We start from the raw sequence: 25,401 nt of genomic DNA on the forward strand, positions 1-25,401 counted from the left end.
GACAGCAGAAGGCCCGCGCTGGGCGGGCCTTCTTCGCAGTGCTCGGGGCCTGGGTCAGGCGCCGTGGCACTTCTTGTACTTGCTGCCGCTGCCGCAGGGGCAAGGATCGTTGCGGCCCACATCCTTGAGCGGGTTACGCGCCGGCTCCTGGCTGTGGTTGCAGTGCGGGCCGTGCACGTGGCCGTGATCATGGTGGTGGTCATGATCGTGGTCGTGGTTGCAGTTCGGACCGTGTACGTGGGGTTCCTGGCTCATGGTGACGCTCACTCGGGGATGAAATCGCCGGGAATTATCTCGCCATTGCGGGCGATGTGCACGCTCTGTCCGAAGAGCAGGCCGGTCTTCACTTCACCGTCGAGGCGATAGCGGATCGGCTTGTCCGGGTCTTCCAGCAGCTTGACGATGTACTTCATGTGCCGCCACAGGTTGGTGGTCACCGGTACTTCGAAGGTTTCGTGGCCGTTGGCGGGCACTGTGAACCAGTTATTCGACTCGCCTTCGGCCAGGTCGATATCGTTCAACTTGACCTTGTAGGCCAGGCCGCGAACCGGAAGGCTGAAGTCGTTCGGGTTGTCGATGCGGAAATGCAGGACGAACTCCTGCTCCAGCAAACGAGCTTTCACGACGTCTACTTTTTGCAGCTTCACGTCGGGTTGCTCGAAATTGCCTGACATCCAGCCGCAGCCGGAGACGAGGCTGAACAGCCAGAGCAGGCTGAGAATTCTTATCATTTGCGCCTGATAATTCATGTCTACCCCTCAAGACGCCCCAGTGTACCAAGCACCTGCTCGGCCGCAAGTTGTTGTTACGTTAAAAGAAGCTGCACCATACTGGCCGAATGTAACCGGCGGGTTAACACAGGAGAGTGAAGATGAGCCGCTATGAGATTGCCTTTTCGGGACAGACTGTCCCGGGTGCTCAGCTCGAGACGGTGAAAGCCAACCTGGCCAGGCTGTTCCAGGCCGACGCACAGCGCATCGAACTGCTGTTCTCCGGTCGCCGCATGGTGATCAAGAACAACCTCGATGCCGAGGCCGCGGAAAAGTACCGCAGTGTGATCGAGCGCGCCGGCGCTGTCGTCGAAGTGGTCGACATGGACGCCCAGATCGAGGAGATCGAGCTGGCCCCGCCGCCGCCCGCCGAGCCTGTCAGCGCACCGGTACAGCCGGCAGCGTCGCAGGGGCGCCTGACGGTGGCGCCGCGTGACGAGTACATGGCCGCTTTCGCCGATGTGGATGCGCCGGACTTCGGCCTGGCCCCGGTGGGCACCGACCTGCAGGACGAGAAGCCCGAGGCCCAGGCGCCACGGGTGGACCTCAGCCAGTTCAGCGTCGCCCCGGTAGGCAGCGACATGGGCCAGGCCAAGCCGGAGCCGGCAGCGCCTGCGCCGGACACCAGCCACCTCAAGCTGCAGGACTGATCAGTCGCCCTGGTGCGGGTCGTCCTTGTAGACGAACTTGGGCATTTCCCAGCGGAAACGGATCGCCAGCATGCGGAACAGGAAGCCGGAGAACAGGGTGATCAGCATGGCCTGCTCCTTGGGCAGGTCGATCTGCAGGCAGATCAGGTAGCACCAGGCGCTGGCGAAGGACACGCTGGCGTACAGCTCGCGGCGGAAGATCAGCGGCACGTCGTTGCAGAAGATGTCCCGCAGGATGCCGCCGAACACCCCGGTGATCACCCCGCTCACGGCGGCGATCAGCAGACTGTGGCCCATCTCCAGGCTGACCTGGCAACCGATCAGGGTGAAGGCCACCAGACCCACGGCGTCCAGCGCGAGGAACATCGAGCGCAGGTGGCGCATCAGCGGGGCGATGAACACGGTGAACAGCGCGGCGCCAGCCGTCAGTGCCAGGTACTCCGGGTGACGCACCCAGGTCAGCGGGTAGTGCCCCAGCAGCATGTCGCGCACCGAACCGCCGCCCAGGGCGGTGACGCAGGCCACCAGCACCACGCCAAACAGGTCCATGCTCCGCCGGCCGGCGGACAGCGCGCCGGTCATGGCTTCGGCGGTGATGGCGATGATGTAGAGAACGGTCAGCAGCATGGCGAGGTCCGGCAGGGGTAGCCGGTGCGGCAAAACTCCGCCGCCCCGGAAAAAAGCGCGGATTCTAGCCCAGACACCGAACGCCCCCAAGTGGGGCGAGTTCGCGCCTCACTCGATGCTGTCCTACTCAATCCAGGGCCCGCAGCATTTCTTCAGCTTGCCGCCGGCGCCGCAGGGGCACGGGTCGTTGCGTCCCAGCTTCATCGCTACGGTGGGGTCGAGGAAGTACCAGCGCCCGTCGCGCTGGACGAATCCCGAACACTCGCGGTGGCTGTGTTCGCCGCCGGCATCGTGCCAGCGTGCAATGAAGGTCACTCGTGCATGTTCCGGCTGGCCGCCGAGCACTTCATGGCTCACCACTTCCAGGCCCAGCCAGGTGCTGCCCAGGCTCCAGGTGCGGATCGCGTCGAGGTCCAGGCCCTGTTGCTGGGCGGGCAGCGTCGTGTCGCGCAGGTAATCCACCAGGCCCAGCGCGTAGGCGCTGTAGCGCGAGCGCATCAGCGCCTCGGCGGTGGGCGCCGCGACGCCGGCATGGAAGCGCCCGCAGCAGTCGGGCAATGGGCGGCCACTGCCGCAGGGGCAGGTCGGTTCGATCATGGTCACCACCAGTACTTGCCGAAGTTTTCCGGGTTGGCCCAGAACTTCGCGTTGAGCCAGTCCGGGACCTGTTTGTATTCGTGCAGATCGTAGGTGAACAGGGTGATCACCTGGGCGTCGCGCTGGAAGCGCTCGCTGGCCTGCATGGCCAGGGCGTAGAAGTCGGCGTCCTGCGCCTGGGCGGCGTCGAGGTCGACCAGCACGGCCACGCGGCTGCTGTTGAGGTTGCGGATGCCGCCCACCAGTTGCTGCGCTTCGCGGCGCGGCAGGTGTTCCAGGCAGTCGGCCAGCAGCGCGAGGTCATAGCGCTGGCCGGCGAGTTCCGCCGGCAGGCCGCCGGCGTCGGCGTGAAACAGCTCGCAATCCGGATGCGCCGCGAGGAAGGCGTCCACCGCCGGGATCTGGCTGGCACCCACCAGCAGGAGGCGCTGCGGCGCGTAGCGATCGAGCAGGGCGGCAAGGGCTTGTTGCGGCGTGCGTGTCGAAATCATGAGGCTCGTCGAAGGCGAAAAATAATGAACGAAGACTAGCGTGTGACACCCATATGGCCTAGTGCTGGCGCATTCTGTCAGTCACGTCTTTACTCGGTAATTGTCGGTCAAGACCCGATCATTAGAGGAGACATAACTTTATGAGCATCACAAGGACCGCTTTACCCCTGCTGCTGGTAAGCACGTTGCTCACCGGCTGCGCAGGGTTGCAGAAGTCCGATTGGCCAACCTGCGCCGTGGTTGGCGGTGTCGGCGGCGCCGGTCTGGGTTCCATCGAAAGCAGCGCCTGGGCCGGTTGGGGGGCCCTGATTGGTGGTGTGCTGGGGGCGTCCTACTGCTGGGTGCATGGCGCCGAGGAGCAAGTGGCCGAAGTTCCGCCGCCTGCACCGGCTCCTGAGCCTGCTCCGGCTCCGCTGCCCAAGGAAGAGACCATCGTGGTGCGTGACCTGCACTTCGCCTTCGACTCGTCGAAGATCGATGCGCAGGACAAGGACAAGCTCGACACCATCGCTACCCGCCTGAAGGGTGAGGCCGCGAGCACCGAGCTGAACATCGGCGGTCACACCGACAGCATCGGTACCGACGCCTACAACCAGAAACTGTCCGAACGCCGCGCCAACGCCGTATCCAACTACCTGGTCGACTCTGGCGTACCTGCCAGCAGCATCAAGTCGGTCGTCGGTTATGGCGAGAGCCAGCCGGTTGCGGACAACAAGACCAAGGAAGGCCGCGCCGAGAACCGTCGCGTGGAAATCAAGATCACCCGTCAGTAAGTCCGGCGTGATCTGCGCAAAGGGGGCCCTCGTGGCCCCCTTTGTCATTCCCGGTTGCCACTGGCACAGGCCGGAGCAGAGGCGTATGTTCCCCGGCAAAGAAAAACACGGGGGCATTTCATGAAAGCGTTGTTGGGGCTGGGCAAACTGATTGCCCTGTTGTTCTGGCTGGCGGTGCTGGCGAACCTGATCCAACCCTTCGCACATCCCTTCGCGCTGCTGCTCAATGCGGCGGGTGCGCTGATCCTGCTGATCCACATTGTCGAAGTCGCGGCGCTGCGCAAGCGTCTGCAGGGCCGCCCGCATCCGGGCATGGACCGCCTGCAGATCCTGCTGTTCGGCGTCTTCCATTTCGCTACCCTGCCGCAGCCGGCAGCGGCGCAACCGGCATCCGCAAAAGTAGAAGGAGATACCCATGCGTAAGTCGTTGCTGGGCCTGGCGCTGTTCGCCCCGCTGGCGTGTTCGGCCGCCGGCACTGTCTCGGTGGAGGCCAATACCGTGCTGCGCCTGCCGGTGAAGGGTGAGAGCCTGAGCCTGGACCGTATCAGCGTCGGCCCGGAAGGCGCGCTGCTGATCCCTTCGCGGGTCAAGGAGCTGAAGATCGGCGAGCTGGACCTGGCGAAGAATGCGCGGATCGGCGTGTTCCCCGGCGACGATGCGCTGGAGATCGAAGTGCAGCACGGCAACCTTGCCGACGGCAGCGTGATCGCCGCGCAAGGCAGTTCCGGCAGCTTCGAGAAGACCGCCAGCGGCGGCCGCAACCTGGTGCTGCGGCTGCAGGATGTGGCGGTGGAAAACCTGCTGATCGACGTCCGCGGTGGCGTCGGCGCGCCGGGCTATGACGGCCTGGACGGCGGCAGCGCGCAGACTTCCGGGTGCCTGTGGGGCAGCGGGAAGTCCGCCGGTGACGGCCAGAACGGCGCCGACGGCCAGACTGGCGCCTCCGGCGGCGTGGTGCGTCTGGAAGTGCCGGAGCAGTTCGACGTCGAGAAGGTCCGCGTGCGCCTGGAAGGCGGCGCTGGCGGAGCCGGCGGCAAGCCCGGCAAGGCCGGTCCGCGCAGTAGCGAGAAGGGCTGCTGGTTCTATTCGGTGGCGGGCGAGAAACCCGGCGCGGAAGGTCAGGGCGGAGCGGAAGGCTCCAAGGGCAGCGAAGGCCGCCTGGACGTGAAGCGCTTCTGAATCGACGTGCCTGAAAAAAAGCCCGCCCGGTAACCGGGCGGGCTTTTTTTTGCGGTGCGGGTCTTACCAGTGCGGGCGCGCGGCGACGAATGCCACCAGCGCCATGCCGATCAGCAGGTTCAGGCCCACGGTCTTGCGGATCTTGCCCAGCGCGGCGCCGCCGGCCGGCCAGTCCTCTGCGCCCACCGCGCGGCGCAGTTCCGGCAGCTGCAGCGCCTGGATGCGCAGGAACAGCGCGAGCATCGCCACGTACAGGCCCATCATCACCTGCACATAGCGCGGTGCGCCGGCCATGCCGTTGAAGCTCAGGTGCAGCATGCCCACCCCGGTCACCGGCAGCAGGATCACCGCCGCCCACACCCAGCGGAAGAAGCGCGGGAACACCTCCAGCCACAGCTTCAGCCGGGGCGGTGCCTCCAGCGCGGCGACGGCGGCCGGGCGCAGGATCATCCAGGCGAAGAACATGCCGCCCACCCAGACCAGGGCGGCCAGGACGTGCAGGGCATAGACGAAGGCAAAGGGTGTCATTCGGACGATCTCCGCTGGCGATTGAAGTCAAGCGCGCTATCATAGCCGCCGATTCGAACCACTGAAAATTTATCCAGCATCCGGATGTGTCCTCAAGGCACGCTCCGGGGCCCGGGAAGTCCATGCTCAGCACCGAACTCAAGGCCACGATCCAGGGCGCCTACTCGCGCTTCCTCGAGGCCAAGGAACTCAAGCCGCGCTACGGCCAGCGCCTGATGATCGCCGAAGTCGCCAAGGTCCTGGGGACCATCGCCAGCGACGAAGAAGGCCATCGCCTGGGCGATGCCGCCGTGGTCGCCGTGGAAGCCGGCACCGGCACCGGCAAGACCGTCGCCTACAGCCTCGCCGCCATCGCCTGCGCCAAGGCCGCCGGCAAGCGTCTTGTAGTCGCCACCGCCACCGTCGCCCTGCAGGAGCAGATCGTCCACAAGGACCTGCCCGACCTGCTGCGCAACTCCGGGCTGTCGTTCAGCTTCGCCCTGGCCAAGGGACGCGGGCGCTACATGTGCCTGTCCAAGCTCGACCACCTGCTGCAGGAAGGCCAGGCGCAGAGCGCCACCGCCCAGCTGTTCGAGGAGGAAGGCTTCCGCATCGATGTGGACGAGACCTCCAGCAAGCTGTTCAACCAGATGATCGAGCGTCTGGCCGGCAACCGCTGGGACGGTGACCGCGACTCCTGGCCCGAGGCCATCGAGGACGCGCAGTGGGCGCAGGTCACCACCGACCACAGCCAGTGCACCAACCGCCATTGCCCGAACTTCCAGCAGTGCGCCTTCTACAAGGCGCGCGAAGGCATGACCAAGGTCGACGTGATCGTCACCAACCATGACCTGGTGCTGGCCGACCTCGCCCTGGGCGGCGGTGCGATCCTGCCGGACCCGCGTGAAACCCTCTACGTGTTCGACGAAGGCCACCACCTGCCGGACAAGGCCATCGGCCACTTCGCCCACTTCACCCGCCTGCGCGCCACCGCCGACTGGCTGGGCCAGGTGGAGAAGAACCTGACCAAGCTGCTGGCGCAGAACCCTCTGCCAGGCGACCTCGGCCGCCTGATCGAACAGGTGCCGGAACTGGCCCGCGAGCTGCGCACGCACCAGCAGTTCATGTTCACCGCCTGCGAGGAAGTCGGCGACTTCCGTGCGGGCGAGGACATGGAAGGCCGCGAGCGCCCACGCCATCGCTTCGAGGGTGGGGTGATCCCCGAGCACATCCGCGAGATGGGCATCGAGCTGAAGAAGGGCTTCTCCAAGCTCACCGACCTCTTCACCCGCCTCACCGAACTGCTCAAGGAAGCCATGGACGGGGAGGGCAGCGTCGGCATCGCCAGCCACCAGGCCGAGGAGTGGTACCCGCTGTTCGGCAGCCTGTTGTCCCGCGCCCAGGGCAACTGGGAGCTGTGGACCGCCTTCACCAGCGAGGACCCGGAAGACAGCCCGCCGATGGCGCGCTGGCTGACCCTCGCCGAGAGCGGCACCTTCTACGATATCGAGGCCAACGCCAGCCCGATACTCGCCGCCGAGACCCTGCGCCGCAACCTGTGGAACGTGGCCTACGGCGTGCTGGTGACCTCCGCGACCCTCACCGCGCTGGGCACCTTCGACCGCTATCGGATGCGTGCCGGCCTGCCGCGCGCGGCCGTCACCGCGGTGGTGCCGAGCCCGTTCCACCATGCCGACGCCGGCGTGCTGCGTGTGCCGGACCTCAAGGCCGACCCGCGCGATGCCGCCGCCCACACCGCGGCGATCATCCGCGAGCTGCCGCAGATCGTCGAAGGCTCGCGCGGTTCGCTGATCCTGTTCTCCTCGCGCAAGCAGATGCAGGAAGTCTTCGACGGTCTGGACCGCGACTGGCGCAAGCGCGTGCTGATCCAGGGCAACCTGTCCAAGCAGGAAACCCTGAACAAGCACCGCTCGCGGGTCGACGATGGTGAGCCGAGCGTGCTGTTCGGCCTGGCCAGCTTCTCCGAAGGCGTGGACCTGCCCGGCGCCTATTGCGAGCATGTGGTGATCGCCAAGATTCCCTTTGCCGTGCCGGATGACCCGGTGGAAGCGGCGCTGTCGGAATGGATCGAGGCGCGCGGCGGCAATCCCTTCATGGAGATCGCCGTGCCCGACGCCTCGCTGCGCCTGGTGCAGGCCTGCGGCCGCCTGCTGCGGACCGAGCAGGACCGCGGCACCATTACCCTGCTGGACCGCCGCGTGGTGACGCAGCGCTACGGCAAGGCCATTCTTAACGCGTTACCGCCGTTCCGCCGAGAAATCGCCTGATTGGAGTTTGATCAGCTGCGCGTCGGCGTAACTGCGTTGGAAGCTGGCCCGGAATGCTCATTTACTGCGTGTAAACTCCGCTCCCGGGCCAGCTTCCGCCTTGTTCTGCTCTAGCTCGCAAGATCCTTGAGTCCTGAGCGGAAAATGCTTCCTGGTTGAATTCAGCGCCCGCCTTGCGGCGGTGTGTAGTAAGGACAAGGACAAATGATTGCTCCACGTTGGCATCTGCCTCTGCTGCTCAGCCTGGCCATCGCCAGCGCCCCGGCCTGGTCGGCTGGCGGCAATGAAACCCTGTTCAACTTCGTCAAGCCGATGGCCGTGGTCAGCGTCACCACGCAGAACGCCGACCTGCCCAGTTCCACCGCCGAGGCCACGCCCGAAGGCGAAATCCTCCGCCGGGTGAACTTCAACCCCGCGCCGCAACCGACCCTGCGTCTTGCGCCTTCCACTGGCAGTTGGGACTGGTCCCAGGCCGACAGCGTCAGCCTGCGCCTGCAGAACGCCATGGACTGGGCCATCACCCTGGAAGTGGAAATCGAAGGCGTCGCCGGCGCTCCCGGCCTGCGCGCGAGCATCGCCCTGCCGCCGGGCCCGGCGCAGACCCTGGTGATCCCGCTGCACGCCATCGCCCCGGAAGACTTCGGCATGCGTGCCGGCGTGCCCATGCCCGTCACCCAGGACGGCCAGCGCCTGCTGCTGGCGAGCAAGGTCACGGGCGAGCTGAACCGCAGCCAGGTCGGTGCGGTGAAGTTGTTCCTCACCTCGCCCAAGGCGGCGCAGGACATCCTCGTCGGCCGCTTCGGCACCCGCGCCGGCAACGACGAATACCACAAGGCGTACACCGGTATCGTCGACGCTTTCGGCCAGTCCACCCGCAGCGACTGGCCGGAGAAGATGAAGAGCCCCGAACAACTGGCCAACGCCTGGAAAGCCGAAGGCGAGCAGTTGAAGAAGTGGCAGCCGGCGCCCGGCCGAGACGCCTTTGGCGGCCTGCTGGACGGCCCGGCCTTCGAGGGCACCGGCTTCTTCCGCACCGAAAAGCGCAACGGCCGCTGGTGGCTGGTGACGCCGGAAGGGCATTCGTTCTGGTCCATGGGCGTCAACGCGGTGAACGCCGACAGCAGCCAGACCTATGTGGAAGGCCGCGAGTACATGTTCGCCAGCCTGCCCAAGGAAGACGAGCCGCTGGCCACCTTCTACGGCCAGCGCGATGACCGCAGTGGCGTCGGCGCCCAGCAGGGCCGCGCGTTCGGCAACGGCCGCTGGTTCGACTTCTACGCCGCCAACCGCTTCCGTGCCGACGGTGGCCTGAGCGCTGACGCCGCGGCGGCGGCCTGGCGCGAGCGCACTGTGCAGCGCCTCGGTTCCTGGGGCTTCAATACCCTCGGCGACTGGAGCGATCCGGCCTTCGCCGACGATCCGCGCATGCCGTACAGCGTGCCGCTGTCCATCAGCGGCGACTACGCCACCGTCAGCACCGGCTACGACTGGTGGGGCGCCATGCCCGACCCGTTCGACCCGCGCTTCGCCATGGCCGCCGAACGCGCCATCGCCATCGCCGCCCGCGACCACCGCGAGGACGCCTGGCTGCTGGGTTACTACGCCGACAACGAACTGGCCTGGGCCGGTCGTGGCGACGATGACCAGGCGCACTTCGCCCTGGCTTTCGGCACGCTCAAGCTGTCCACCGACAGCCCGGCCAAGCGTGCCTTCATCAAGCAACTCAAGGACAAGTACGAGGATCACGATCAGCTCGCCGAGGCCTGGGGCGTGCAGCTGGGCTCCTGGGAGGACCTCGACGCGCCGGGCTACCAGGCGCCGGTGCCGAGCGAGGCGCACCCGGCCATCGCCCAGGACTACAGTGCCTTCCTGCGCCTGTACGCCGACCAGTACTTCAAGACCCTGAAAGACTCGCTGCAGTGGCACGCGCCCAACCACCTGCTGCTCGGCCCGCGCTTCGCCGTCAGCACGCCGGAAGCACTGGCCTCCTGTGCGCAGTACTGCGACATCCTCAGCTTCAACCTCTACGTGCCGCTGCCGCAGCAGGGGTTCGACGCCAACTACGTGCGCAGCCTGGACAAGCCGGTGCTGATCACCGAATTCCACTTCGGCTCCCGTGATCGCGGGCCGTTCTGGGGCGGTGTTGCCGAGGTGTACAACGAGCAGCAGCGGGGCGAGGCGTACCAGCGCTTCCTCGCCGAGGCCGCGAAGGAGCCGAACATCGTCGGTGCGCACTGGTTCCAGTACCTCGACCAGCCGGTGACCGGCCGCCTGCTCGACGGCGAGAACGGTCACATCGGCCTGGTCGGCATCACCGACCTGCCGTTCACCAGCTTCGTCGACGCCGTACGCAAGGCCAACCAGCAGACGCTCAAGGGCATCGACGAACAGGCCCGCGCCGCGGCCAAGGTGGCGCCGGAGCCGCAGCCCAAACCCGCGCCAGCCTCTGACGACAGCGACGACGAGGAACAGGCCTCGGAGCAATGATCCGTCATTCGTGAAGCCGCACTCTGCCTTCGGCAGGGTTCCCAGGGGCGGAGCGCGCTGAAAGAATGGCGTCTTCCGCACTTTCCGTCCCTGAGTATGTGCATTTCCGGAGCTTGAGATGACCCTGAACGGCCACTGTGATCCGCGCTTCACCCCCGTTGCCGATGCCTTCAGTGCGCTGTTCGAAGACCCGCAGGAGCGCGGCGCAGCGCTATGCATCCAGGTCGGCGGCGAAACCGTGGTCGATCTCTGGGCCGGCAGCGCGGGCAAGGAGCCGGGCCAGGACTGGCAGGCCGATACGCTGCTCAACCTGTTCTCTTGCACCAAGACCTTCGCCGCCGTCGCCGCGCTGCAACTGGTGGGCGAGGGGCGCCTGGAGCTGGACGCCCCGGTGGCCCGCTACTGGCCGGAGTTCGAGCAGGCCGGCAAACAGACCATCACCGTGCGCCAGCTGCTCTGCCATCGCGCGGGCCTGCCGGCGATCCGCCAGCCGCTGGCGCCCGAGGCGCTGTATGACTGGTCGACCATGACCGCCGCGCTGGCTGCCGAGACGCCTTGGTGGACGCCGGGCCTTGAGCACGGCTATGCCCCCATCACCTATGGTTGGCTGATCGGCGAAGTCATCCGCCGTGTCGACGGCCGCGAACCCGGAGCCGCCATCATCGCGCGCACCGCCGAGCCGTTGGGGCTGGATTTCCATATCGGCCTGGATGACAGCGAATTCCACCGCGTCGCGCACATCGCCCGGGGCAAGGGCAACCTGGGGGACGCTGCCGCGCAACGCCTGTTGCGGACCATGATGACCGATGCCGCCGCGCTCTCCACCCGCGCCTTCACCAATCCGCCTTCGGTGCTCACCAGCACCAACAAGCCCGAATGGCGGCGCATGTCGCAGCCGGCGGCCAACGGCCACGGCAATGCGCGCTCGCTGGCCGGCTTCTACACGGGCCTGCTGCAGGGCAAGTTGCTGGACGAAGCGCTGTTGGCCGAACTCACCCGTGAGCATGCCGTTGGCGAGGATCGAACCTTATTGACCTGTACGCGTTTCGGGTTGGGTTGCATGCTTGACCAGCCGAGCGTGGCCAACGCCACCTACGGCTTGGGCCCGCAGGCCTTCGGGCATCCGGGAGCCGGTGGCTCCATCGGTTTCGCCGACCCCGAGCGCGAGCTGGCCCTGGGCTTCGTCGTCAACACCCTTGGCCCCTACGTGCTGATGGACCCGCGCGCCCAGCGCCTGGCCCGCCTCGCCGGCGACTGCCTGTAACGACGAGCGGGAGGAACCTTCCTCCCGCTGCGCCTTCTTAAGGTCGTCCGCATTTGCCGTCGCGCTGGCCGCGACGGCCTTCTCCTGCGCACAGCCATGCGCCGCTCGTCAGTTCGGGAATAAAATCTCGTTCCAACTGAGTAAGTTATGTACAACTCTTAAGCTGATTGCTGAAGTCAGGATGCTGCTGCCTGCCAGCCGCACCCGGCCTCTCTTCATGTTCCGACTTTATGGAATCGCCCCCATGAACCTGCTGTTCTCGAATTCGCTGAAAGTCTCCACCCTTGCGCTGTGCGTCGGCCTTTCCGCCTGCAGCCAGTTCCAGTCTCAGGATCAGGCCAAGGACCCGGCGAAAACCACGGAAAGCGCTGCAGCCGCCGCCAAGCCGGGCACCGGCCACTGGTGGTGGCCCTTCGGTGGCGACGAGGAGGTGAGCGCTGCGGCTCCCGCGCCGGAGAAGAAGCCCGTCGAGGCGACCAAGGTCGCCGCCGCTGGCAGCCAGCAGCCCGGTGGCCACTGGTGGTGGCCGTTCGGCGTGAGCGACAGCAAGCCGGGCGCCGACAAGGCGGCCAAGCCGCAGGACACCAAGGTCAGCAAGGAATGGCTGGACCAGCATGAGCAGTCCCTGCGTGCCGCTGTCGCGGGCAGCAAGTTCACCGTCGAGCGCCGCGAGAACGCCCTGGTGCTGATCGCGCCGGTGGAAGGCTCGTTCAACCCCAAGCGTCCTGAACTGCTGCTGCCGATCACCCTGGCGCCGCTGGGCAACGTGGCGAAGATGCTGCAGAACGACCCGGAAAGTGGCGTGCTGGTGCTCGGCCACAGCGACAGCTCGGGCGACAAGGCGCTCAACGACAAGGTCAGCCTGCAGCGTGCCCAGGCGGTATCCTCGATCTTCCGCCTGAGCGGCCTGGGCGCCGACCGCCTGCGCCTGAAGGGCGTCGGCTCCAGCCTGCCGCGCGCCGACAACGCCAGTGCCGAAGGCCGTGCGCTGAACCGCCGCGTCGAAGTGCTGGTGACCCAGCGCACCAGCCTGCTGGCACTCGCCCAGGCCAACTGATCCCTTGCGCGCACAGCGTCATTCCAGCCGGAATGACGCTTGTCGTGGATCAAGCGCGAAGGCGCAACTCTGGATAAGCTTAAGGACTTCTTCTGCAGGAGATTTCCGATGGCTCAGACCCTGGCCGATATGCGCCGCGAATACACCCGTGACGGACTGACCGAGACCCAGGCACCCGCCGAACCCTTCAGCCTGTTCAACCAGTGGTTCGAGGACGCGGTGAAGACCGAGCAACTGCCGGTCGAACCCAACGCGATGATGCTCGCCACCGTGGACGCCGACGGCCAGCCGCACTGCCGCGTGCTCCTGCTCAAGGGCCTGGACGAGCGCGGCTTCACCTTCTTCAGCAACTACGAAAGCGCCAAGGGCCAGCAGCTCGGGGAAAACCCGCGCGCGGCCATGACCTTCTTCTGGCCGGCGCTGGAACGCCAGGTGCGCATCGAGGGACGGGTCGAGAAGGTCTCCAGCGAAGAGTCCGCTGCCTACTACCGTGTGCGCCCGCTGGGCAGCCGCCTGGGCGCCTGGGCATCGCCGCAGAGCCGGGTGATCGACGGCCGTGGCGAGCTGGAGCAGCTGCTGGCCGAGACCGAGCAACGCTTCGCCGACAGCGCGCCGAGCTGCCCGGACTTTTGGGGCGGCTACCGCCTGCTGCCGAGCCGCATCGAGTTCTGGCAGGGCCGCCCGAGTCGCCTGCACGACCGCCTCAATTTCCGCAACGAAGATGGCGCCTGGGTGCGCGAGCGCCTGGCGCCCTGAACCTTCGTCGAACGCCCGGCCCATTTGTAGGAGCGGGCCATGCCCGCGATCGCGCGCATGGCGCGCTCCTACAGTGAAACAGGCCCGCGCAGGGACATTGCCTACGCGGTTGGCGGTGTAGGATGCCCTGCATCCTCCCGCACAACGGACCTGTCCCCATGAAAGTCGTCATCGCTCCCGACTCCTTCAAGGAAAGCCTCTCCGCCCCCGAGGTCGCCGAGGCCATTTCCTGTGGCTGGCTGCGCGCGCGGCCAGCCGACGAAACCCTGCTGCGGCCCATGGCCGACGGCGGCGAAGGCACGGTGGACGCGGTGCTGGCGGCGCGGCCGGGCGAGCGCCGCGAGCTGGATGTCTGCGGCCCGCTGGAGCAGCCCGTGAAAGCCCACTGGGGCTGGCTGGAGGGCGCCACCGCGGTGATCGAGATGGCTGCCGCCAGTGGCCTGCACTGGGTCCCGGAAGGGCAGCGCGACGCCACCCGCACCACCAGCCGCGGCACCGGCGAGCTGATCCGCGAAGCGCTGGATGCGGGTGCGAAGAAGATCATCATCGGCCTGGGCGGCAGTGCAACAAACGACGGCGGCCTGGGCCTGCTGCAGGCGCTGGGTGTGAGTTTCCTCGATGGCCAGGGCAAGGAACTGGGTGCCGGTGGCGCGCGGCTCGCGGAACTGGACCGAATCGACCTGTCAAACCTCGACCCGCGACTGGCCTCAGTCGAGGTCGAAGTGGCCGCCGACGTGAACAATCCCCTTTGCGGCCCCCACGGCGCATCGTCCGTCTTCGGTCCGCAGAAGGGCGCGAACCCGGCGCAGGTGCAGCAGCTGGACGCCGCACTCAAACGTTTCGCCGAAGTTGCGGCGCTGGCCCTGGGGCAGGATCACAGCCTGTTCCCTGGCGTCGGTGCGGCGGGTGGCCTGGGCTTCGCCTGCCGGGCTTTCCTCAAGGCGCGCTTCCGTCCGGGCATCGAGCTGATCGCCGAGTTGTCGGAGCTGGAACCGGCGCTGGCTGGCGCATCGCTGGTCATCACCGGGGAAGGGCGGCTGGATGGCCAGAGCCTGCACGGCAAGACGCCGGTGGGCGTGGCCCATGTCGCCCGGCGCGTGGGCGTGCCGGTGATCGCGCTGGCGGGCAGCGTCGGCGAAGGGCTTGCCGAATTGCGTGAAGTGGGAATCGAAGCAGCGTTCAGCCTGGCGCCGGGGCCCATCACCCTGGCCGATGCCTGCGCCCGGGCGGCGCAGGAACTGGAAAACCGCGCCGAGGCGCTGGCGCGCTTCTGGTCGCTGGCTCAGGCCGCGCGGTAGGCGTCTGCGGCGCGCTGCAGCCAATCAGGCAGGTCGCGGCGCTTCACTTTCTCGCGCTTGGCATCGGCCAGGCGCTGCAACAGATAGATACGTTTCTGCGGATCATCGCCGGCCAGCGACAGCGCCAGGTCGCGGTCCATCCAGCGGCGGATGCGCCAGTAGATCCACCAGTGGAAATACAGGCCGGCGGCGGTGGTGACGACGATAATGAAATAGTCCATGGACGGCTGCTCCTTCTGCGGCTGCAAGGCTAACCCATCGTGCTGCACGAAAAACTGAGCCAGGGCAGGCGTTTTCCGAGGATCTGGCACAAACTGTACGAAAGCTGAATCGAGATCAGCATGTTTCATGACCTGGCGTGACAGGCGGGCTGCCGTCGGAGTCTAATAGCCGTAGCCCTACTCGGAGGTTCCCTAATGCGTAAAACTGCCCTGATCGCCGTGACTTTCGCGGCCCTGGCCATGACCCTCGGTGGTTGCCAGTCCAGTCTGACCGGCGACACCTACACCCGTGAAGAAGCACGTACCGTGCAGAACGTTCGCATGGGTACCATCCAGGCCCTGCGCCCGGTGAAGATCGAAGGCACCAAGACTCCCATCGGCTCCGTTGCCGGCGCCGCCGTTGGTGGTATCGGCGGCAGCGCCATCGGTGGCGGCAAGGGCAGCTATGTCACCGCGATCATCGGCGCCGTCGCCGGCGGCCTGCTCGGTGCGGCCACCGAAGAAGGCCTGACCCGCACCCAGGGTGTGGAAATCACCGTCCGCGAAGACGACGGCAGCACCCGCGCCTACGTCCAGCAGGTCGACGAAGGTGCCGTGTTCCGCGTCGGCGAGCGCGTGCGCATCCTGACCGTCAACGGTACCAGCCGCGTCGCTCACTGACCGGCATCGGCTGCCCAGCCGTGGCAGCCCGCGAAACCCAGCGCGCGACAGTCGACCCGACTGTCGCGCGCTATCGTTTGGGGCATAGGAAAATCTGCCGCAGCCCACTGCCGGCGCGGCGCAAGCTTGCAATTTCGTAATAATTCAATCCATGACGCGTAATCGATAGATATGGATAATCGTCGCCTTCGCAAGCCGGTCGCCTGTGCGCGGGGTTGCCTTTCTGAACACCGTCCGGCGGTGAAAAGGAGTGGGTCATGATGTTGGCGCTGATCATCGCGCTGCCTTTCCTCGGGGTATTGCTGCCGTTGCTGGCCGAGCGTTTCGGCCGTACTGCCTGCGCCGCCGCCACCGGGCTGGTGCCGCTGGCCGGGCTGATCCTGCTGCTGGGGCAGCGCTCGGTGCTGGGCGGCGAGCCGCAGGTGCAGCGCCTGGAGTGGCTGCCGGAACTGGGCCTGAACCTCAGCCTGCGCCTGGACGGCCTGGGTTTCCTGTTCGCCCTGCTGATCCTCGGCATCGGCCTGCTGGTGATCCTCTACGCCCGCTATTACCTGTCCGAGAAGGAGCCTGCCGGGCGCTTCTTCGCCTTCCTGCTGCTGTTCATGGGCGCCATGCTCGGCGTGGTGCTGAGTGAAAACCTGCTGCTGATGCTGGTGTTCTGGGAGCTGACCAGCCTGTCGTCGTTCCTGCTGATCGGCTTCTGGGGCTATCGCTCGGATGCGCGCAAGGGCGCGCGCATGGCATTGGCGGTCACCGGTGGCGGCGGCCTGGCGCTGCTCGCCGGTATCCTGCTGATCGGCCATGTGGTCGGCAGCTTCGAACTCTCCACGGTGCTGGGTGCCCGCGAGGTGTTGCAGGCCAGCCCGCTGTTCCCGCTGGCGCTGTGCCTGGTGCTGCTGGGCGTGTTCACCAAGTCCGCGCAGTTCCCGTTCCACTTCTGGCTGCCCCACGCGATGGCGGCGCCGACGCCGGTGTCGGCCTACCTGCACTCGGCGACCATGGTAAAGGCCGGCGTCTTCCTGCTGGCGCGCCTGTACCCGCTGCTGTCGGGCAACGACCTGTGGTTCTACCTGGTCAGCCTGACGGGGCTTGCGACCCTGCTGATGGGCGCCTTCATGGCGCTGTTCCAGAACGACCTCAAAGGCCTGCTGGCCTACTCGACCATCAGCCACCTGGGCCTGATTACCCTGCTGTTCGGCCTGGATTCTCCCATGGCCAACGTCGCGGCGATCTTCCACATCATCAACCACGCCACCTTCAAGGCCTCGCTGTTCATGGCCGCCGGGATCATCGACCACGAGACCGGCAGCCGCGATATGCGCCGCATCAACGGCATGTGGAAGTACATGCCGCACACCGCCGTGCTGGCGATGGTGGCGTCGGCATCCATGGCCGGCGTGCCGCTGCTCAACGGCTTCCTCAGCAAGGAAATGTTCTTCGGCGAGACCCTGGCGCAGAACATGATGGGCAGCTTCAACTGGGTGATCCCGGCGCTGGCGACCGTGGGCGCGCTGTTCTCGGTGAGCTATTCGGTGCGCTTCATCCACGACGTGTTCTTCAACGGCGAGCCGATCAACCTGCCTAACCCGCACCCCCACGAGCCGCCGCGCTACATGAAGGTGCCGGTGGAAATCCTCGTGCTGATCTGCCTGCTGGTGGGTGTCATGCCGGGGGTTATCGTCGGCCCGCTGCTGGCCGGTGCCGCCGCATCGAGCCTGAATAGCGCGCCGCCCGAGTACAGCCTGGCGATCTGGCACGGCTTCAATGCGCCGCTGGCGATGAGCTTCGTCGCCACTGCCGGCGGCGTGCTGCTCTACGTGCTGCGCAAACCGCTGTTCGACTGGTACGCCGGGCTGCCGGCAATGGACGCCAAGCTGGTGTTCGAACAGCAGGTGCAGCGTGTGGTGCGCTTTGCTACACGAGTGACTGGCTACCTGGAGAACGGCTCGCTGCAGCGCTACGCCATGCTGCTGGTGCTGGCCGCCGTGGTGGTGGTGTTCGCCGGTCTTGCACCGCTGCCGGGCATTGCCGGTGATAGGGCGCAGACCCCGCTGGATGGCATCACCGCGCTGGGACTGATCCTGCTGGCCATCGCCGGGCCGCTCACCGTCTGGTTCCATCGCCAGCGCCTGACCGCGCTGGTGATCCTCAGCATCGCCGGGTTACTGGTGGCGCTGGCCTTCGCCCGCTTCGCCGCACCGGACCTGGCGCTGACGCAGTTGTCGGTGGAAGTGGTGACCATCGTCCTGCTGATGCTGGCGCTTTACTACCTCCCGGCACGCACGCCCAAGACCTCCAGCAGCCTGCGCCGCCTGCGCGATTTCGTGATCGCCATTGGCGCCGGCGTGATGGTCACGCTGCTGACCTACGCCGTGCTCACCCGTCCCTACGACAGCATCGCCGGCTACTACCTGGAGAACAGCGTCTCCGGTGGCGGCGGGCACAACGTGGTGAACGTGATCCTGGTGGACTTCCGCGGCTTCGATACCCTCGGCGAGATCACCGTGCTGGCGATTGCCGCGGTCGGCATCTTCGCGTTGCTCGACGGCCTGCGCCTGCTGCGCCGCGAGAGTGACGACGAAGGCCGTGCGTGGGCGAAGGACCGCTTCCCGCCGATCCTCGCCACGCTGTCGCGCCTGCTGCTGCCGCTGGCGCTGCTGGTCTCGGTGTTCATCTTCCTGCGCGGCCACAACCTGCCGGGCGGCGGCTTCATCGCCGGATTGATCACCTCGGTGGCTCTGATTCTCCAGTACATCGCCTGCGGCAGCCGCTGGGTGAGCACGCGCCTGCCGCTGGACTACAGCCGTCTCGCCGGCCTCGGCGTGCTGATCGCCGGGCTGACCGGGCTGGGCGCGTGGTTCTTCGGCTTCCCGTTCCTCACCTCGGCGTTTGGCCACTTCCACATTCCGCTGGTGGGCGACATAGAACTGGCCACGGCCATGCTCTTCGACCTGGGCGTGTACTTCACCGTGGTTGGCGCGACGCTGCTGATTCTTTCCGGGTTGGGTTCGGTCACTGCGCCGCCCCCCTCGTTAGAGCTGAGAGAGCCGCTGTTGTCCAAGGAGGCGCCCTGATGGAAGCGCTGTTCGCCATCGCCCTCGGCCTGCTGACCGCCAGCGGCGTCTATCTGCTGCTGCGTGCGCGCACCTTCCCAGTGGTGCTGGGGCTGACCCTGCTGTCCTACGCGGTCAACCTGTTCCTCTTCGCCATGGGCCGGCTGGCCGGCGACCCGGCGGTGATCGGCAAGGTCGCCAACGCCGGTGACCCGATCCCCCAGGCGCTGGTGCTGACGGCCATCGTCATCGGCTTTGCCATGACGGCCTTCGTCATCGTGCTGGCCCTGCGAGGGCTGGCGGATACCGGTGGTGATCATGTCGATGGCGGCGAAGGGGAGGACGGTCGATGAACCACTGGCTGATCCTTCCGGTCCTGCTGCCGCTGTTCGCCGGCTGCGCACTGCTGCTCGTGGGCGAGCGCCTGCAACGCGGCCTGTCGCTGCTCGCCACCCTGGCGCTGCTGCCGCTTTCCGCCGTGCTGCTGCAACAGGCCGACAGCGGCGTGGTGCAGTTCTACGCGCTGGGCAACTGGCAGCCGCCGTTCGGCATCATCCTGGTGCTGGACCGCCTCAGCGCGCTGATGATCGCTGCCACCGCGCTGCTCGCCAGCCTGTCGCTGATCTACGCGGTGCGCGGGGATGACCGGCGCGGCAAGCGCTTCCACGCGCTGTTCCAGTTCCAGTTGCTCGGGTTGAACGGGGCGTTCCTCACCGGCGATCTGTTCAACCTCTTCGTATTCTTCGAGATCCTGCTGATCGCCTCGTACGCGCTGCTGCTGCATGGCGGCGGGGCAGGGCGGGTACGCGCGGGTGTGCATTACGTGGTGCTCAATCTCGTCGGCTCGGCGTTCTTCCTCCTCGCGGTAGGCACGCTCTACGGCATTACCGGCACCCTGAACATGGCGCACATGGCTGAGCGTGTGGCGCAGTTGAGCACCGAGCAGGCGCCGCTGGTGCGCGCGGCAGCGTTGCTGCTGCTGGTGGTGTTCGGCCTGAAGGCCGCTCTGCTGCCGCTGTACTTCTGGTTGCCCAAAGCCTATGCCGAGGCCAGCGCGCCAGTGGCGGCGCTGTTCTCGATCATGACCAAGGTGGGCATCTACTCGATCCTGCGGGTCTACACGCTGATCTTCGGCGACCAGGCCGGCGAGTTGGCGAACCTCGCGCAGGCCTGGCTGTGGCCGCTGGCGCTGGCCGGGATAGTCGCCGGGGCGCTGGGTGCGCTGGCGGCGACCACGTTGCAAGGCCTGCTGTCGTACCTGGTGGTGGTCTCCGCTGGCACGCTGCTGGCGGCCATTGCGTTGGGCACGCCGGAGGCGCTGTCCGCCGCGCTCTATTACCTGCTGCACAGCATCTGGGTGGCTGGCGGCCTGTTCCTGCTGGCCGACCTGATTGCCCGCCAGCGCGGCGAGAAGACTGGCCGACTGGTGCAGGGCCCGGCGTTGCTACAGCCGCACTTGCTGGGCGGCGCGTTCTTCTTCGGCGCCATCGCCGTTGCCGGCCTGCCGCCGCTGTCGGGCTTCCTCGGCAAGCTGATGCTGCTGCGCTCGGTCAGCGGGGGCAGCGAAGCCATCGCGCTGTGGAGCGCGGTGCTGGTCAGCGGGCTGGTCACCATCGTCGCGCTGAGTCGCGCCGGCAGCACGCTGTTCTGGCGTACCGGCCTGAGCGTGCTGGGCAGCGCCAATCGTGAACCGGTGAAGATGCTGGCGTGCTTCGGTCTGCTGGCGAGCGCGCCGCTGATGGTGGTCGCCGCGCGGCCGCTGATCACTTATGCACAGGCCACGGCGGCGCAGTTGCTCGACGCCGGGCTCTACCGTCAGGCGATCCTGCTGGGAGGTGGCGCATGATCCGGCGCATCCTTCCGCACCCGCTGCTCAGCGGCGTGCTGCTGCTGAGCTGGCTGTTGCTGGTCAACGACTTCTCCCTCGGCCACTGGCTGCTCGGCGCCTTCCTCGGCCTGACGATCCCGCTGCTGTGCCGCAATCTGCTGCTGGCCGCGCCGCGCATCCAGCGGCCGGGCCTGCTGCTGCGCTTCATCGGGCTGGTGCTCTACGACATAGTCGTGGCCAACCTGCAGGTGGCGAAGCTGGTGCTGGGACCGAAAGCGAAGCTGCAGCCGGGCTTCGTCGAGATTCCCCTGGAGCTGACCGATGACCTGGCCATCAGCATCCTCGCCAGCGTCATCACCCTGACCCCGGGCACCTGTTCCGCCGACCTCTCCGCCGACCGTCGCACGCTGCTGGTCCACGGCATCGACGTGCCGGACCCGCAGGCGCTGGTGGCAGACATCAAGGCGCGCTACGAGGCGCCGCTGAAGGAGGTGTTCCCGTGCTCGGCATCGTGATCCCGATCTGCCTGGCGCTGCTGGGTATCGCCGTGCTGCTCACCGTGGCGCGGCTGGTTCGCGGGCCCTCGGTGGCGGACCGCATCCTCGCGCTGGACACCCTGTCGGTGGAAGCCATCGCGCTGATCGTGCTGTTCGGCATCTGGAAGGGCAGCGGCCTGTACTTCGAGGCGGCGCTGCTGATCGCGGTGATGGGCTTCGTCAGCACCGTGGCCCTGTGCAAGTTCCTGCTGCGCGGAGACATCATCGAATGAATGGCGACATGATCGTTGAGGCGCTGGTCTGCCTGTTGTTGCTGGCCGGGAGCCTGTTTGCCCTGCTTGGTGCTATTGGCCTGTACCGGCTGCCGGACTTCTACACGCGTCTGCACGCGCCGACCAAGGCTTCGACGCTGGGCGTGGGCGGGGTGGTGTTGGCCTCGCTGCTGTACTTCAGCACGCGCGGCGAAGGCGTCAGCCTGCATGAGATCCTGATCACTGTGTTCCTCTTCATCACCGCGCCGGTGAGCGCGCACCTGCTGGCCAAGGCGGCGATGCAGCAGCGGGTTCCGGTGGAGCGGGGGACCAAGGGCAAGCCCTGGGACTGATTTCGAGTCTTGTTGGCGATGCTTCTGGATTGGGTGTTCTGCGTCGCTTCGGCGTGCGCGTCAGCTTCTTGTTTCGCCCCCTCGGGCGAGTCCCTTTTGGCAAACGCCCCAAAAGGAACCAAAAGGTCTTGCCCCGGACATCCGGTTTTTCGCCTAGGCGAAAAATACCCTCGTTGAAGCGGAGTTTCAGGGGCACGCGCTGACGGGCCATCCATGGCCCGACAGCGCTCTCGCGACATCCATGTCGCTCAACCCCTGAAACTCCGCTTCAACGAGGCCTCCTGAACGGGGCATTCGGCGTGCGCGGATATTTCCCTGGAAGTCCTCAAGAGCCAACGCCAAAGCCGGATCGGTGTGGAGCGGGCTCTTCGTAGGACCGAGGGGGACGCCTAGTCCTTGCTCGCGAACCGATTGGCGCCGATGTTTCCTTGTAGGAGCGGGCCATGCCCGCGATCCGTCGGCAGGGCCGACGTTTCAAACAGGGGCTCGACGTCACCGGGAGTACCTGAATCAACCTGCAGGAGCCCATACAGTTTCCCCACGATTCTGTACCTGTCGGCCGCCGGTGCGCGCCTCCTATACTCCGGGGACCTTTTGACTGGAGCGTCCCGTGCAGCAATCCCGGCCGTTCGCCCTCGCGTGCCTGGTGCTGGCCATGGCGCTCTGGGGCAGTTCCTTCATCGCGTTGAAGTTCGCCTTCCAGGAAATGCCGGCCATGTGGGTGATCTTCGCCCGTATGGCGCTGGGCAGCCTGATCTTCCTCGCCGCCTGGCGCTGGCGCGGGCGCATCGACTACCGCCCCGGCGACTGGAAGTGGCTGCTCGCGCTGGCCGCCTGCGAGCCCTGCCTGTACTTCATCTTCGAATCCCTTGCGTTGCAGCAGACCAGCGCCGCGCAGGCCGGAATGATCACCGCTCTGCTGCCCCTGCTGGTGGCGGTCGGCGCGTTCTTCCTGCTGCATGAGAAGATCGCCCGCAACACCTGGCTGGGCTTTGCCCTGGCGGTGCTCGGCTCGCTCTGGCTGACGCTGGCCAGCGAGCCGGACCGCCACGCGCCCAATCCGTTGCTGGGCAATTTCTACGAACTGGTGGCAATGCTCTGCGCCACCGGCTACACCCTGTTGCTCAAGCACCTGTCGGCGCGCTACTCGCCCTTTATCCTCACTGCGATGCAGGCATTCATCGGCTCGCTGTTCTTCCTGCCGCTGGCGCTGGCGACTTCAGGCCTGCCGGCGGCGCCCGGCCCGACCGGCTGGTTCGCCCTGGTCTACCTGGGCAGCGTGGTCACCGTCGGCGCCTATGGTTTGTACAACTTCGGCGTCAGCCGCCTGCCGGCGAGCCAGGCGACCGGCTTCATCAACCTGATCCCGGTGTTCACCCTGATCTTCGCCGCGCTGCTGCTCGGCGAGGTGCTCAGCGGCCAGCAGGCGCTGGCCGCCGGCCTGGTGTTCATCGGCGTCGCCCTCAGCCAGTGGCGCAGCGCGCCGCCCACATCGCCCGCCGGTGTGCTGGACTGAATCCATTGAACCGCTTGCCCTGCCAGGAGAACGACACGATGGCCACCCAGGAACGCAACTGGACCCGTGAGGCGATCCGCATCATCGAAGCGGATTTCCAGCGCAGCGCCGATACTCACCTGATCCCCCTGGACATGCCTGGCCTGCCGGGCGTGGACCTGTATTTCAAGGACGAGTCGAGCCACCCCACCGGCAGCCTCAAGCACCGCCTGGCGCGCTCGCTGTTCCTCTATGCGTTGTGCAACGGCTGGCTGAAGCCGGGCGCGCCGGTGATCGAGGCGTCCAGCGGCTCGACGGCGATCTCCGAGGCGTACTTCGCACGGCTGCTCGGCCTGCCGTTCATTGCCGTGGTGCCGGCCAGCACCTCGAAGGAGAAGATCGCGCAGATCGCCTTCTACGGCGGCCAGGCGCACCTGGTCGACGACCCGACGCAGATCTACGCCGAGTCCGAGCGCCTGGCGAAGGAAACCGGCGGCCATTTCATGGACCAGTTCACCTACGCCGAGCGCGCCACCGACTGGCGGGCGAACAACAACATCGCCGAGTCGATCTTCCAGCAGATGCGCCACGAGCGTTTCCCCGAGCCGGCCTGGCTGGTCTCCAGCCCCGGCACCGGCGGTACCCTGGCGACCCTGGGGCGCTTCGCCCGCTACCGCCGGCATGACACCCGCGTGCTCTGCGCCGACGCCGAGCGCTCGGTGTTCTTCGAGTCCTACAAGACCGGCGACCGCGACCTGACTCTGAGCTACGGTTCGCGCATCGAAGGCATCGGCCGCCCGCGCGTGGAAGCCTCGTTCCTGCCCAACGTGCTCGACGCCTGCTGCAAGGTGCCGGACGACCTGTCGCTGGCGGCCATGCACTACCTGGCCCGGCGCCTGGGCCGGCATGTCGGCGGCTCCAGCGGCACCAACCTGATCGGCGCGCTGCTGGTGGCGCGGCAGATGGTGGCGCGGCGCGAGAGCGGCTCGGTGGTGGCGATCCTCTGCGACAGCGGCGAGCGCTACGAGACCACCTACTACAACCCGCTGTGGCTGATTTCCCAGGGCTTCGACCTCGATCCGCTGATCGAGGCCGTACGCCAGTGCGCCGAGCACGGCGCGGCGCTGCCCGGTGATCTGCCCTGCATCGGACTGGACTGATCCCATGGAGGGACGCATGAAAACCATCGGCCTGATCGGCGGCATGAGCTGGGAATCGACCATTCCCTACTACCGGCAGATCAACGAACGCATCAAGGAACGCCTGGGCGGCCTGCACTCGGCGAAGGTCGCGCTGTACAGCGTGGACTTCCACGAGATCGAGCGCCTGCAGCACGCTGGCGACTGGGAGGCCGCCGGCCGTGTGCTGGCTGACGCGGCCCGTTCGCTGAAGGCAGCGGGCGCGGACTTCCTCGTGCTCTGTACCAACACCATGCACAAGGTGGCGCCGGCCATCGAGGCGGCGGTGGACATCCCGCTGCTGCACATCGCCGACCCGACCGCCCAGGCGATCCGCACGGCCGGTGTTGCCACGGTCGGCCTGCTGGGCACGCGCTTCACCATGGAGCAGGCGTTCTACAAGGATCGCCTGGTGGACAGGTTCGGGCTGAAGGTACTGACGCCGAACGAAGCCGACCGCCAGGTGGTGCATCGGATCATCTACGAGGAACTGTGCCTGGGGCGGATTCGCGACGAATCTCGGGAAGAGTACCGGCGCATCATTGCCGCGCTGGTGGAGCAGGGCGCCGAGGCGGTGATCCTCGGCTGCACGGAGATTTCCCTGCTGGTCGGCCCGGCGGACGCCGCGGTGCCGCTGTTCGACACCACGGCACTGCATGCCCTGCACGCGGCCGACGCGGCCATTTGAGGAGGACTCACCGCATGAGCTTCATCAGCCTGAGGGTACGCGCGGCGTTCATCATGCACGGCTACGACGAGCAGAACCGCGAGGTGATCGAGCAGGTCGCCGACCCGGATTTCGTCGAGAAGCTGGTGCGCATCGAGCGCATCCAGTCGATCAGCGAGAAGTACGTGCTGGTGACCGCCAGCGATGGCCGGCTGGCCTATTGGGAATACGATGGGGAATTCGCCGTGCTGAAGGCGCGGCTGGTGGCGGCGGGTTTACTGGTCTGACGCCGCTCTGTAGGGCGCATAACGAGCCAGCGTTATCCGCCGCGACGGGTTCGGCGGATAACCTGTTCCAGGTTATGCGCCCTACGGTCTGCTCTTCGCACGAGCGGACCTTGTCCGCGAATCCAACCGGCGCGCTCCGGTGCTTTGCGTTTGTGTAGGGCGAATA

General features: G+C 66.7%; 28 protein-coding genes. 21 read left to right on the plus strand and 7 right to left on the minus strand.

Annotated elements, in window-relative coordinates:
* Positions 1-54: 54 nt before the first annotated feature.
* Both ABKS89_RS07665 and ABKS89_RS07670 read right to left on the minus strand, forming a co-directional pair.
* A complete protein-coding gene (locus tag ABKS89_RS07665; RefSeq protein ID WP_045209858.1) occupies positions 55-255 on the minus strand; it encodes an SEC-C metal-binding domain-containing protein in 201 nt (66 codons plus the stop codon).
* Between the two features lie 8 nt (positions 256-263).
* The gene (locus ABKS89_RS07670) at positions 264-749 is read right to left on the minus strand and encodes an LEA/WHy family protein (protein WP_348587811.1); all 486 of its coding nucleotides are present in this window, start codon (positions 747-749) and stop codon (positions 264-266) included.
* A 122-nt stretch (positions 750-871) separates the two neighbouring features.
* Between ABKS89_RS07670 and ABKS89_RS07675 the strand changes: the two genes are divergently transcribed.
* Positions 872-1,420: a hypothetical protein gene (locus ABKS89_RS07675; protein ID WP_348587810.1), complete on the plus strand. Its 549-nt coding sequence runs from the start codon at positions 872-874 to the stop codon at positions 1,418-1,420.
* Here ABKS89_RS07675 and ABKS89_RS07680 read toward each other — a convergent pair whose 3' ends face one another.
* From ABKS89_RS07680 to ABKS89_RS07690, 3 genes are all read right to left on the minus strand, one after another.
* Positions 1,421-2,047, minus strand: coding sequence for a trimeric intracellular cation channel family protein (locus tag ABKS89_RS07680; RefSeq protein WP_138212538.1), 627 nt, complete (start codon positions 2,045-2,047; stop codon positions 1,421-1,423).
* Positions 2,048-2,170: 123 nt separating this feature from the next.
* Complete coding sequence (locus ABKS89_RS07685; RefSeq protein ID WP_138212539.1) at positions 2,171-2,644, minus strand: YchJ family protein; 474 nt, start codon at positions 2,642-2,644, stop codon at positions 2,171-2,173.
* A 2-nt stretch (positions 2,645-2,646) separates the two neighbouring features.
* Complete coding sequence (locus ABKS89_RS07690; protein WP_348587809.1) at positions 2,647-3,135, minus strand: DUF6231 family protein; 489 nt, start codon at positions 3,133-3,135, stop codon at positions 2,647-2,649.
* 140 nt (positions 3,136-3,275) lie between these two features.
* Here ABKS89_RS07690 and ABKS89_RS07695 point away from each other — a divergent pair, with 140 nt between their 5' ends.
* The 3 genes from ABKS89_RS07695 (at position 3,276) to ABKS89_RS07705 (ending at position 5,088) form a co-directional block, all read left to right on the plus strand.
* On the plus strand, positions 3,276-3,908 hold the full coding sequence (locus ABKS89_RS07695) for an OmpA family protein (RefSeq protein WP_081517735.1): 633 nt from the start codon (positions 3,276-3,278) through the stop codon (positions 3,906-3,908).
* Between the two features lie 120 nt (positions 3,909-4,028).
* Positions 4,029-4,331 (plus strand): DUF1145 domain-containing protein, encoded by a 303-nt coding sequence (locus ABKS89_RS07700; protein WP_138212541.1) that lies wholly within the window; start codon positions 4,029-4,031, stop codon positions 4,329-4,331.
* A complete protein-coding gene (locus ABKS89_RS07705) occupies positions 4,324-5,088 on the plus strand; it encodes a collagen-like protein (protein WP_348587808.1) in 765 nt (254 codons plus the stop codon). The genes ABKS89_RS07700 and ABKS89_RS07705 overlap by 8 nt, the downstream gene beginning before the upstream one ends.
* 63 nt (positions 5,089-5,151) lie before the next feature.
* Here ABKS89_RS07705 and ABKS89_RS07710 read toward each other — a convergent pair whose 3' ends face one another.
* Positions 5,152-5,616, minus strand: a complete 465-nt coding sequence (locus tag ABKS89_RS07710) for a CopD family protein (RefSeq protein WP_348587807.1) — start codon at positions 5,614-5,616, stop codon at positions 5,152-5,154.
* A gap of 122 nt (positions 5,617-5,738) precedes the next feature.
* Between ABKS89_RS07710 and dinG the strand changes: the two genes are divergently transcribed.
* The 6 genes from dinG (at position 5,739) to ABKS89_RS07740 (ending at position 14,745) form a co-directional block, all read left to right on the plus strand.
* On the plus strand, positions 5,739-7,883 hold the full coding sequence (gene dinG / locus ABKS89_RS07715) for an ATP-dependent DNA helicase DinG (protein WP_348587806.1): 2,145 nt from the start codon (positions 5,739-5,741) through the stop codon (positions 7,881-7,883).
* A gap of 204 nt (positions 7,884-8,087) precedes the next feature.
* Positions 8,088-10,370 (plus strand): beta-galactosidase, encoded by a 2,283-nt coding sequence (locus ABKS89_RS07720; protein WP_348587805.1) that lies wholly within the window; start codon positions 8,088-8,090, stop codon positions 10,368-10,370.
* 118 nt (positions 10,371-10,488) lie between these two features.
* The gene (locus ABKS89_RS07725; RefSeq protein ID WP_348587804.1) at positions 10,489-11,634 is read left to right on the plus strand and encodes a serine hydrolase domain-containing protein; all 1,146 of its coding nucleotides are present in this window, start codon (positions 10,489-10,491) and stop codon (positions 11,632-11,634) included.
* Positions 11,635-11,878: 244 nt separating this feature from the next.
* Entirely contained in the window at positions 11,879-12,691 is an 813-nt protein-coding gene (locus tag ABKS89_RS07730; protein ID WP_138212547.1) for an OmpA family protein, read from the plus strand.
* A 108-nt stretch (positions 12,692-12,799) separates the two neighbouring features.
* Complete coding sequence (gene pdxH, locus ABKS89_RS07735) at positions 12,800-13,447, plus strand: pyridoxamine 5'-phosphate oxidase (protein WP_138212548.1); 648 nt, start codon at positions 12,800-12,802, stop codon at positions 13,445-13,447.
* A 158-nt stretch (positions 13,448-13,605) separates the two neighbouring features.
* Complete coding sequence (locus ABKS89_RS07740) at positions 13,606-14,745, plus strand: glycerate kinase (RefSeq protein ID WP_348587803.1); 1,140 nt, start codon at positions 13,606-13,608, stop codon at positions 14,743-14,745.
* On the opposite strand, the gene ABKS89_RS07745 is transcribed toward ABKS89_RS07740, so the two are convergent.
* The gene (locus tag ABKS89_RS07745) at positions 14,730-14,966 is read right to left on the minus strand and encodes a hypothetical protein (RefSeq protein ID WP_138212550.1); all 237 of its coding nucleotides are present in this window, start codon (positions 14,964-14,966) and stop codon (positions 14,730-14,732) included. The two genes, ABKS89_RS07740 and ABKS89_RS07745, sit on opposite strands and share 16 nt — an antisense overlap.
* A 195-nt stretch (positions 14,967-15,161) precedes the next feature.
* On the opposite strand from ABKS89_RS07745, the gene ABKS89_RS07750 reads away from it, so the two are divergent.
* The 11 genes from ABKS89_RS07750 to ABKS89_RS07800 all read left to right on the plus strand — a co-directional run bounded on the left by ABKS89_RS07750 (position 15,162) and on the right by ABKS89_RS07800 (position 25,235).
* Positions 15,162-15,626, plus strand: a complete 465-nt coding sequence (locus ABKS89_RS07750; protein WP_045209875.1) for an outer membrane lipoprotein — start codon at positions 15,162-15,164, stop codon at positions 15,624-15,626.
* 257 nt (positions 15,627-15,883) lie between these two features.
* Positions 15,884-18,700 carry a monovalent cation/H+ antiporter subunit A gene (locus ABKS89_RS07755; RefSeq protein WP_348587802.1) on the plus strand — a complete coding sequence of 939 codons (2,817 nt, stop codon included), beginning with the start codon at positions 15,884-15,886 and terminating at the stop codon, positions 18,698-18,700.
* Positions 18,700-19,032 carry a Na+/H+ antiporter subunit C gene (locus tag ABKS89_RS07760; RefSeq protein ID WP_192289560.1) on the plus strand — a complete coding sequence of 111 codons (333 nt, stop codon included), beginning with the start codon at positions 18,700-18,702 and terminating at the stop codon, positions 19,030-19,032. The genes ABKS89_RS07755 and ABKS89_RS07760 overlap by 1 nt, the downstream gene beginning before the upstream one ends.
* Positions 19,029-20,525: a monovalent cation/H+ antiporter subunit D gene (locus ABKS89_RS07765; RefSeq protein ID WP_348587801.1), complete on the plus strand. Its 1,497-nt coding sequence runs from the start codon at positions 19,029-19,031 to the stop codon at positions 20,523-20,525. Before ABKS89_RS07760 ends, ABKS89_RS07765 begins: the two co-directional genes overlap by 4 nt.
* A complete protein-coding gene (locus ABKS89_RS07770; RefSeq protein ID WP_138212554.1) occupies positions 20,522-21,022 on the plus strand; it encodes a Na+/H+ antiporter subunit E in 501 nt (166 codons plus the stop codon). The genes ABKS89_RS07765 and ABKS89_RS07770 overlap by 4 nt, the downstream gene beginning before the upstream one ends.
* On the plus strand, positions 21,007-21,276 hold the full coding sequence (locus tag ABKS89_RS07775; RefSeq protein ID WP_138212555.1) for a K+/H+ antiporter subunit F: 270 nt from the start codon (positions 21,007-21,009) through the stop codon (positions 21,274-21,276). Before ABKS89_RS07770 ends, ABKS89_RS07775 begins: the two co-directional genes overlap by 16 nt.
* Positions 21,273-21,608 (plus strand): Na+/H+ antiporter subunit G, encoded by a 336-nt coding sequence (locus ABKS89_RS07780; RefSeq protein ID WP_348587800.1) that lies wholly within the window; start codon positions 21,273-21,275, stop codon positions 21,606-21,608. The genes ABKS89_RS07775 and ABKS89_RS07780 overlap by 4 nt, the downstream gene beginning before the upstream one ends.
* Before the next feature lie 655 nt (positions 21,609-22,263).
* Positions 22,264-23,124: an EamA family transporter gene (locus ABKS89_RS07785; RefSeq protein ID WP_518301033.1), complete on the plus strand. Its 861-nt coding sequence runs from the start codon at positions 22,264-22,266 to the stop codon at positions 23,122-23,124.
* Positions 23,125-23,162: 38 nt separating this feature from the next.
* Complete coding sequence (locus ABKS89_RS07790; protein WP_138212558.1) at positions 23,163-24,263, plus strand: PLP-dependent cysteine synthase family protein; 1,101 nt, start codon at positions 23,163-23,165, stop codon at positions 24,261-24,263.
* Between the two features lie 16 nt (positions 24,264-24,279).
* Positions 24,280-24,969 carry an aspartate/glutamate racemase family protein gene (locus ABKS89_RS07795; RefSeq protein WP_138212559.1) on the plus strand — a complete coding sequence of 230 codons (690 nt, stop codon included), beginning with the start codon at positions 24,280-24,282 and terminating at the stop codon, positions 24,967-24,969.
* Between the two features lie 14 nt (positions 24,970-24,983).
* On the plus strand, positions 24,984-25,235 hold the full coding sequence (locus ABKS89_RS07800; RefSeq protein WP_081517755.1) for a hypothetical protein: 252 nt from the start codon (positions 24,984-24,986) through the stop codon (positions 25,233-25,235).
* Positions 25,236-25,401: the final 166 nt, after the last annotated feature.

The sequence above is a fragment of the Pseudomonas sp. LABIM340 genome (assembly GCF_040017195.2).
GTDB lineage: Bacteria > Pseudomonadota > Gammaproteobacteria > Pseudomonadales > Pseudomonadaceae > Pseudomonas.

Excerpts from the sequence above, each read along its gene's own strand:
- ABKS89_RS07665 (WP_045209858.1), bottom strand. The coding sequence starts at position 255 with ATGAGCCAGGAACCCCACGTACACGGTCCGAACTGCAACCACGACCAC.
- ABKS89_RS07670 (WP_348587811.1), bottom strand. The coding sequence starts at position 749 with ATGAATTATCAGGCGCAAATGATAAGAATTCTCAGCCTGCTCTGGCTG.
- ABKS89_RS07675 (WP_348587810.1), top strand. The coding sequence starts at position 872 with ATGAGCCGCTATGAGATTGCCTTTTCGGGACAGACTGTCCCGGGTGCT.
- ABKS89_RS07680 (WP_138212538.1), bottom strand. The coding sequence starts at position 2,047 with ATGCTGCTGACCGTTCTCTACATCATCGCCATCACCGCCGAAGCCATG.
- ABKS89_RS07685 (WP_138212539.1), bottom strand. The coding sequence starts at position 2,644 with ATGATCGAACCGACCTGCCCCTGCGGCAGTGGCCGCCCATTGCCCGAC.
- ABKS89_RS07690 (WP_348587809.1), bottom strand. The coding sequence starts at position 3,135 with ATGATTTCGACACGCACGCCGCAACAAGCCCTTGCCGCCCTGCTCGAT.
- ABKS89_RS07695 (WP_081517735.1), top strand. The coding sequence starts at position 3,276 with ATGAGCATCACAAGGACCGCTTTACCCCTGCTGCTGGTAAGCACGTTG.
- ABKS89_RS07700 (WP_138212541.1), top strand. The coding sequence starts at position 4,029 with ATGAAAGCGTTGTTGGGGCTGGGCAAACTGATTGCCCTGTTGTTCTGG.
- ABKS89_RS07705 (WP_348587808.1), top strand. The coding sequence starts at position 4,324 with ATGCGTAAGTCGTTGCTGGGCCTGGCGCTGTTCGCCCCGCTGGCGTGT.
- ABKS89_RS07710 (WP_348587807.1), bottom strand. The coding sequence starts at position 5,616 with ATGACACCCTTTGCCTTCGTCTATGCCCTGCACGTCCTGGCCGCCCTG.
- dinG (WP_348587806.1), top strand. The coding sequence starts at position 5,739 with ATGCTCAGCACCGAACTCAAGGCCACGATCCAGGGCGCCTACTCGCGC.
- ABKS89_RS07720 (WP_348587805.1), top strand. The coding sequence starts at position 8,088 with ATGATTGCTCCACGTTGGCATCTGCCTCTGCTGCTCAGCCTGGCCATC.
- ABKS89_RS07725 (WP_348587804.1), top strand. The coding sequence starts at position 10,489 with ATGACCCTGAACGGCCACTGTGATCCGCGCTTCACCCCCGTTGCCGAT.
- ABKS89_RS07730 (WP_138212547.1), top strand. The coding sequence starts at position 11,879 with ATGAACCTGCTGTTCTCGAATTCGCTGAAAGTCTCCACCCTTGCGCTG.
- pdxH (WP_138212548.1), top strand. The coding sequence starts at position 12,800 with ATGGCTCAGACCCTGGCCGATATGCGCCGCGAATACACCCGTGACGGA.
- ABKS89_RS07740 (WP_348587803.1), top strand. The coding sequence starts at position 13,606 with ATGAAAGTCGTCATCGCTCCCGACTCCTTCAAGGAAAGCCTCTCCGCC.
- ABKS89_RS07745 (WP_138212550.1), bottom strand. The coding sequence starts at position 14,966 with ATGGACTATTTCATTATCGTCGTCACCACCGCCGCCGGCCTGTATTTC.
- ABKS89_RS07750 (WP_045209875.1), top strand. The coding sequence starts at position 15,162 with ATGCGTAAAACTGCCCTGATCGCCGTGACTTTCGCGGCCCTGGCCATG.
- ABKS89_RS07755 (WP_348587802.1), top strand. The coding sequence starts at position 15,884 with ATGATGTTGGCGCTGATCATCGCGCTGCCTTTCCTCGGGGTATTGCTG.
- ABKS89_RS07760 (WP_192289560.1), top strand. The coding sequence starts at position 18,700 with ATGGAAGCGCTGTTCGCCATCGCCCTCGGCCTGCTGACCGCCAGCGGC.
- ABKS89_RS07765 (WP_348587801.1), top strand. The coding sequence starts at position 19,029 with ATGAACCACTGGCTGATCCTTCCGGTCCTGCTGCCGCTGTTCGCCGGC.
- ABKS89_RS07770 (WP_138212554.1), top strand. The coding sequence starts at position 20,522 with ATGATCCGGCGCATCCTTCCGCACCCGCTGCTCAGCGGCGTGCTGCTG.
- ABKS89_RS07780 (WP_348587800.1), top strand. The coding sequence starts at position 21,273 with ATGAATGGCGACATGATCGTTGAGGCGCTGGTCTGCCTGTTGTTGCTG.
- ABKS89_RS07785 (WP_518301033.1), top strand. The coding sequence starts at position 22,264 with ATGGCGCTCTGGGGCAGTTCCTTCATCGCGTTGAAGTTCGCCTTCCAG.
- ABKS89_RS07790 (WP_138212558.1), top strand. The coding sequence starts at position 23,163 with ATGGCCACCCAGGAACGCAACTGGACCCGTGAGGCGATCCGCATCATC.
- ABKS89_RS07795 (WP_138212559.1), top strand. The coding sequence starts at position 24,280 with ATGAAAACCATCGGCCTGATCGGCGGCATGAGCTGGGAATCGACCATT.
- ABKS89_RS07800 (WP_081517755.1), top strand. The coding sequence starts at position 24,984 with ATGAGCTTCATCAGCCTGAGGGTACGCGCGGCGTTCATCATGCACGGC.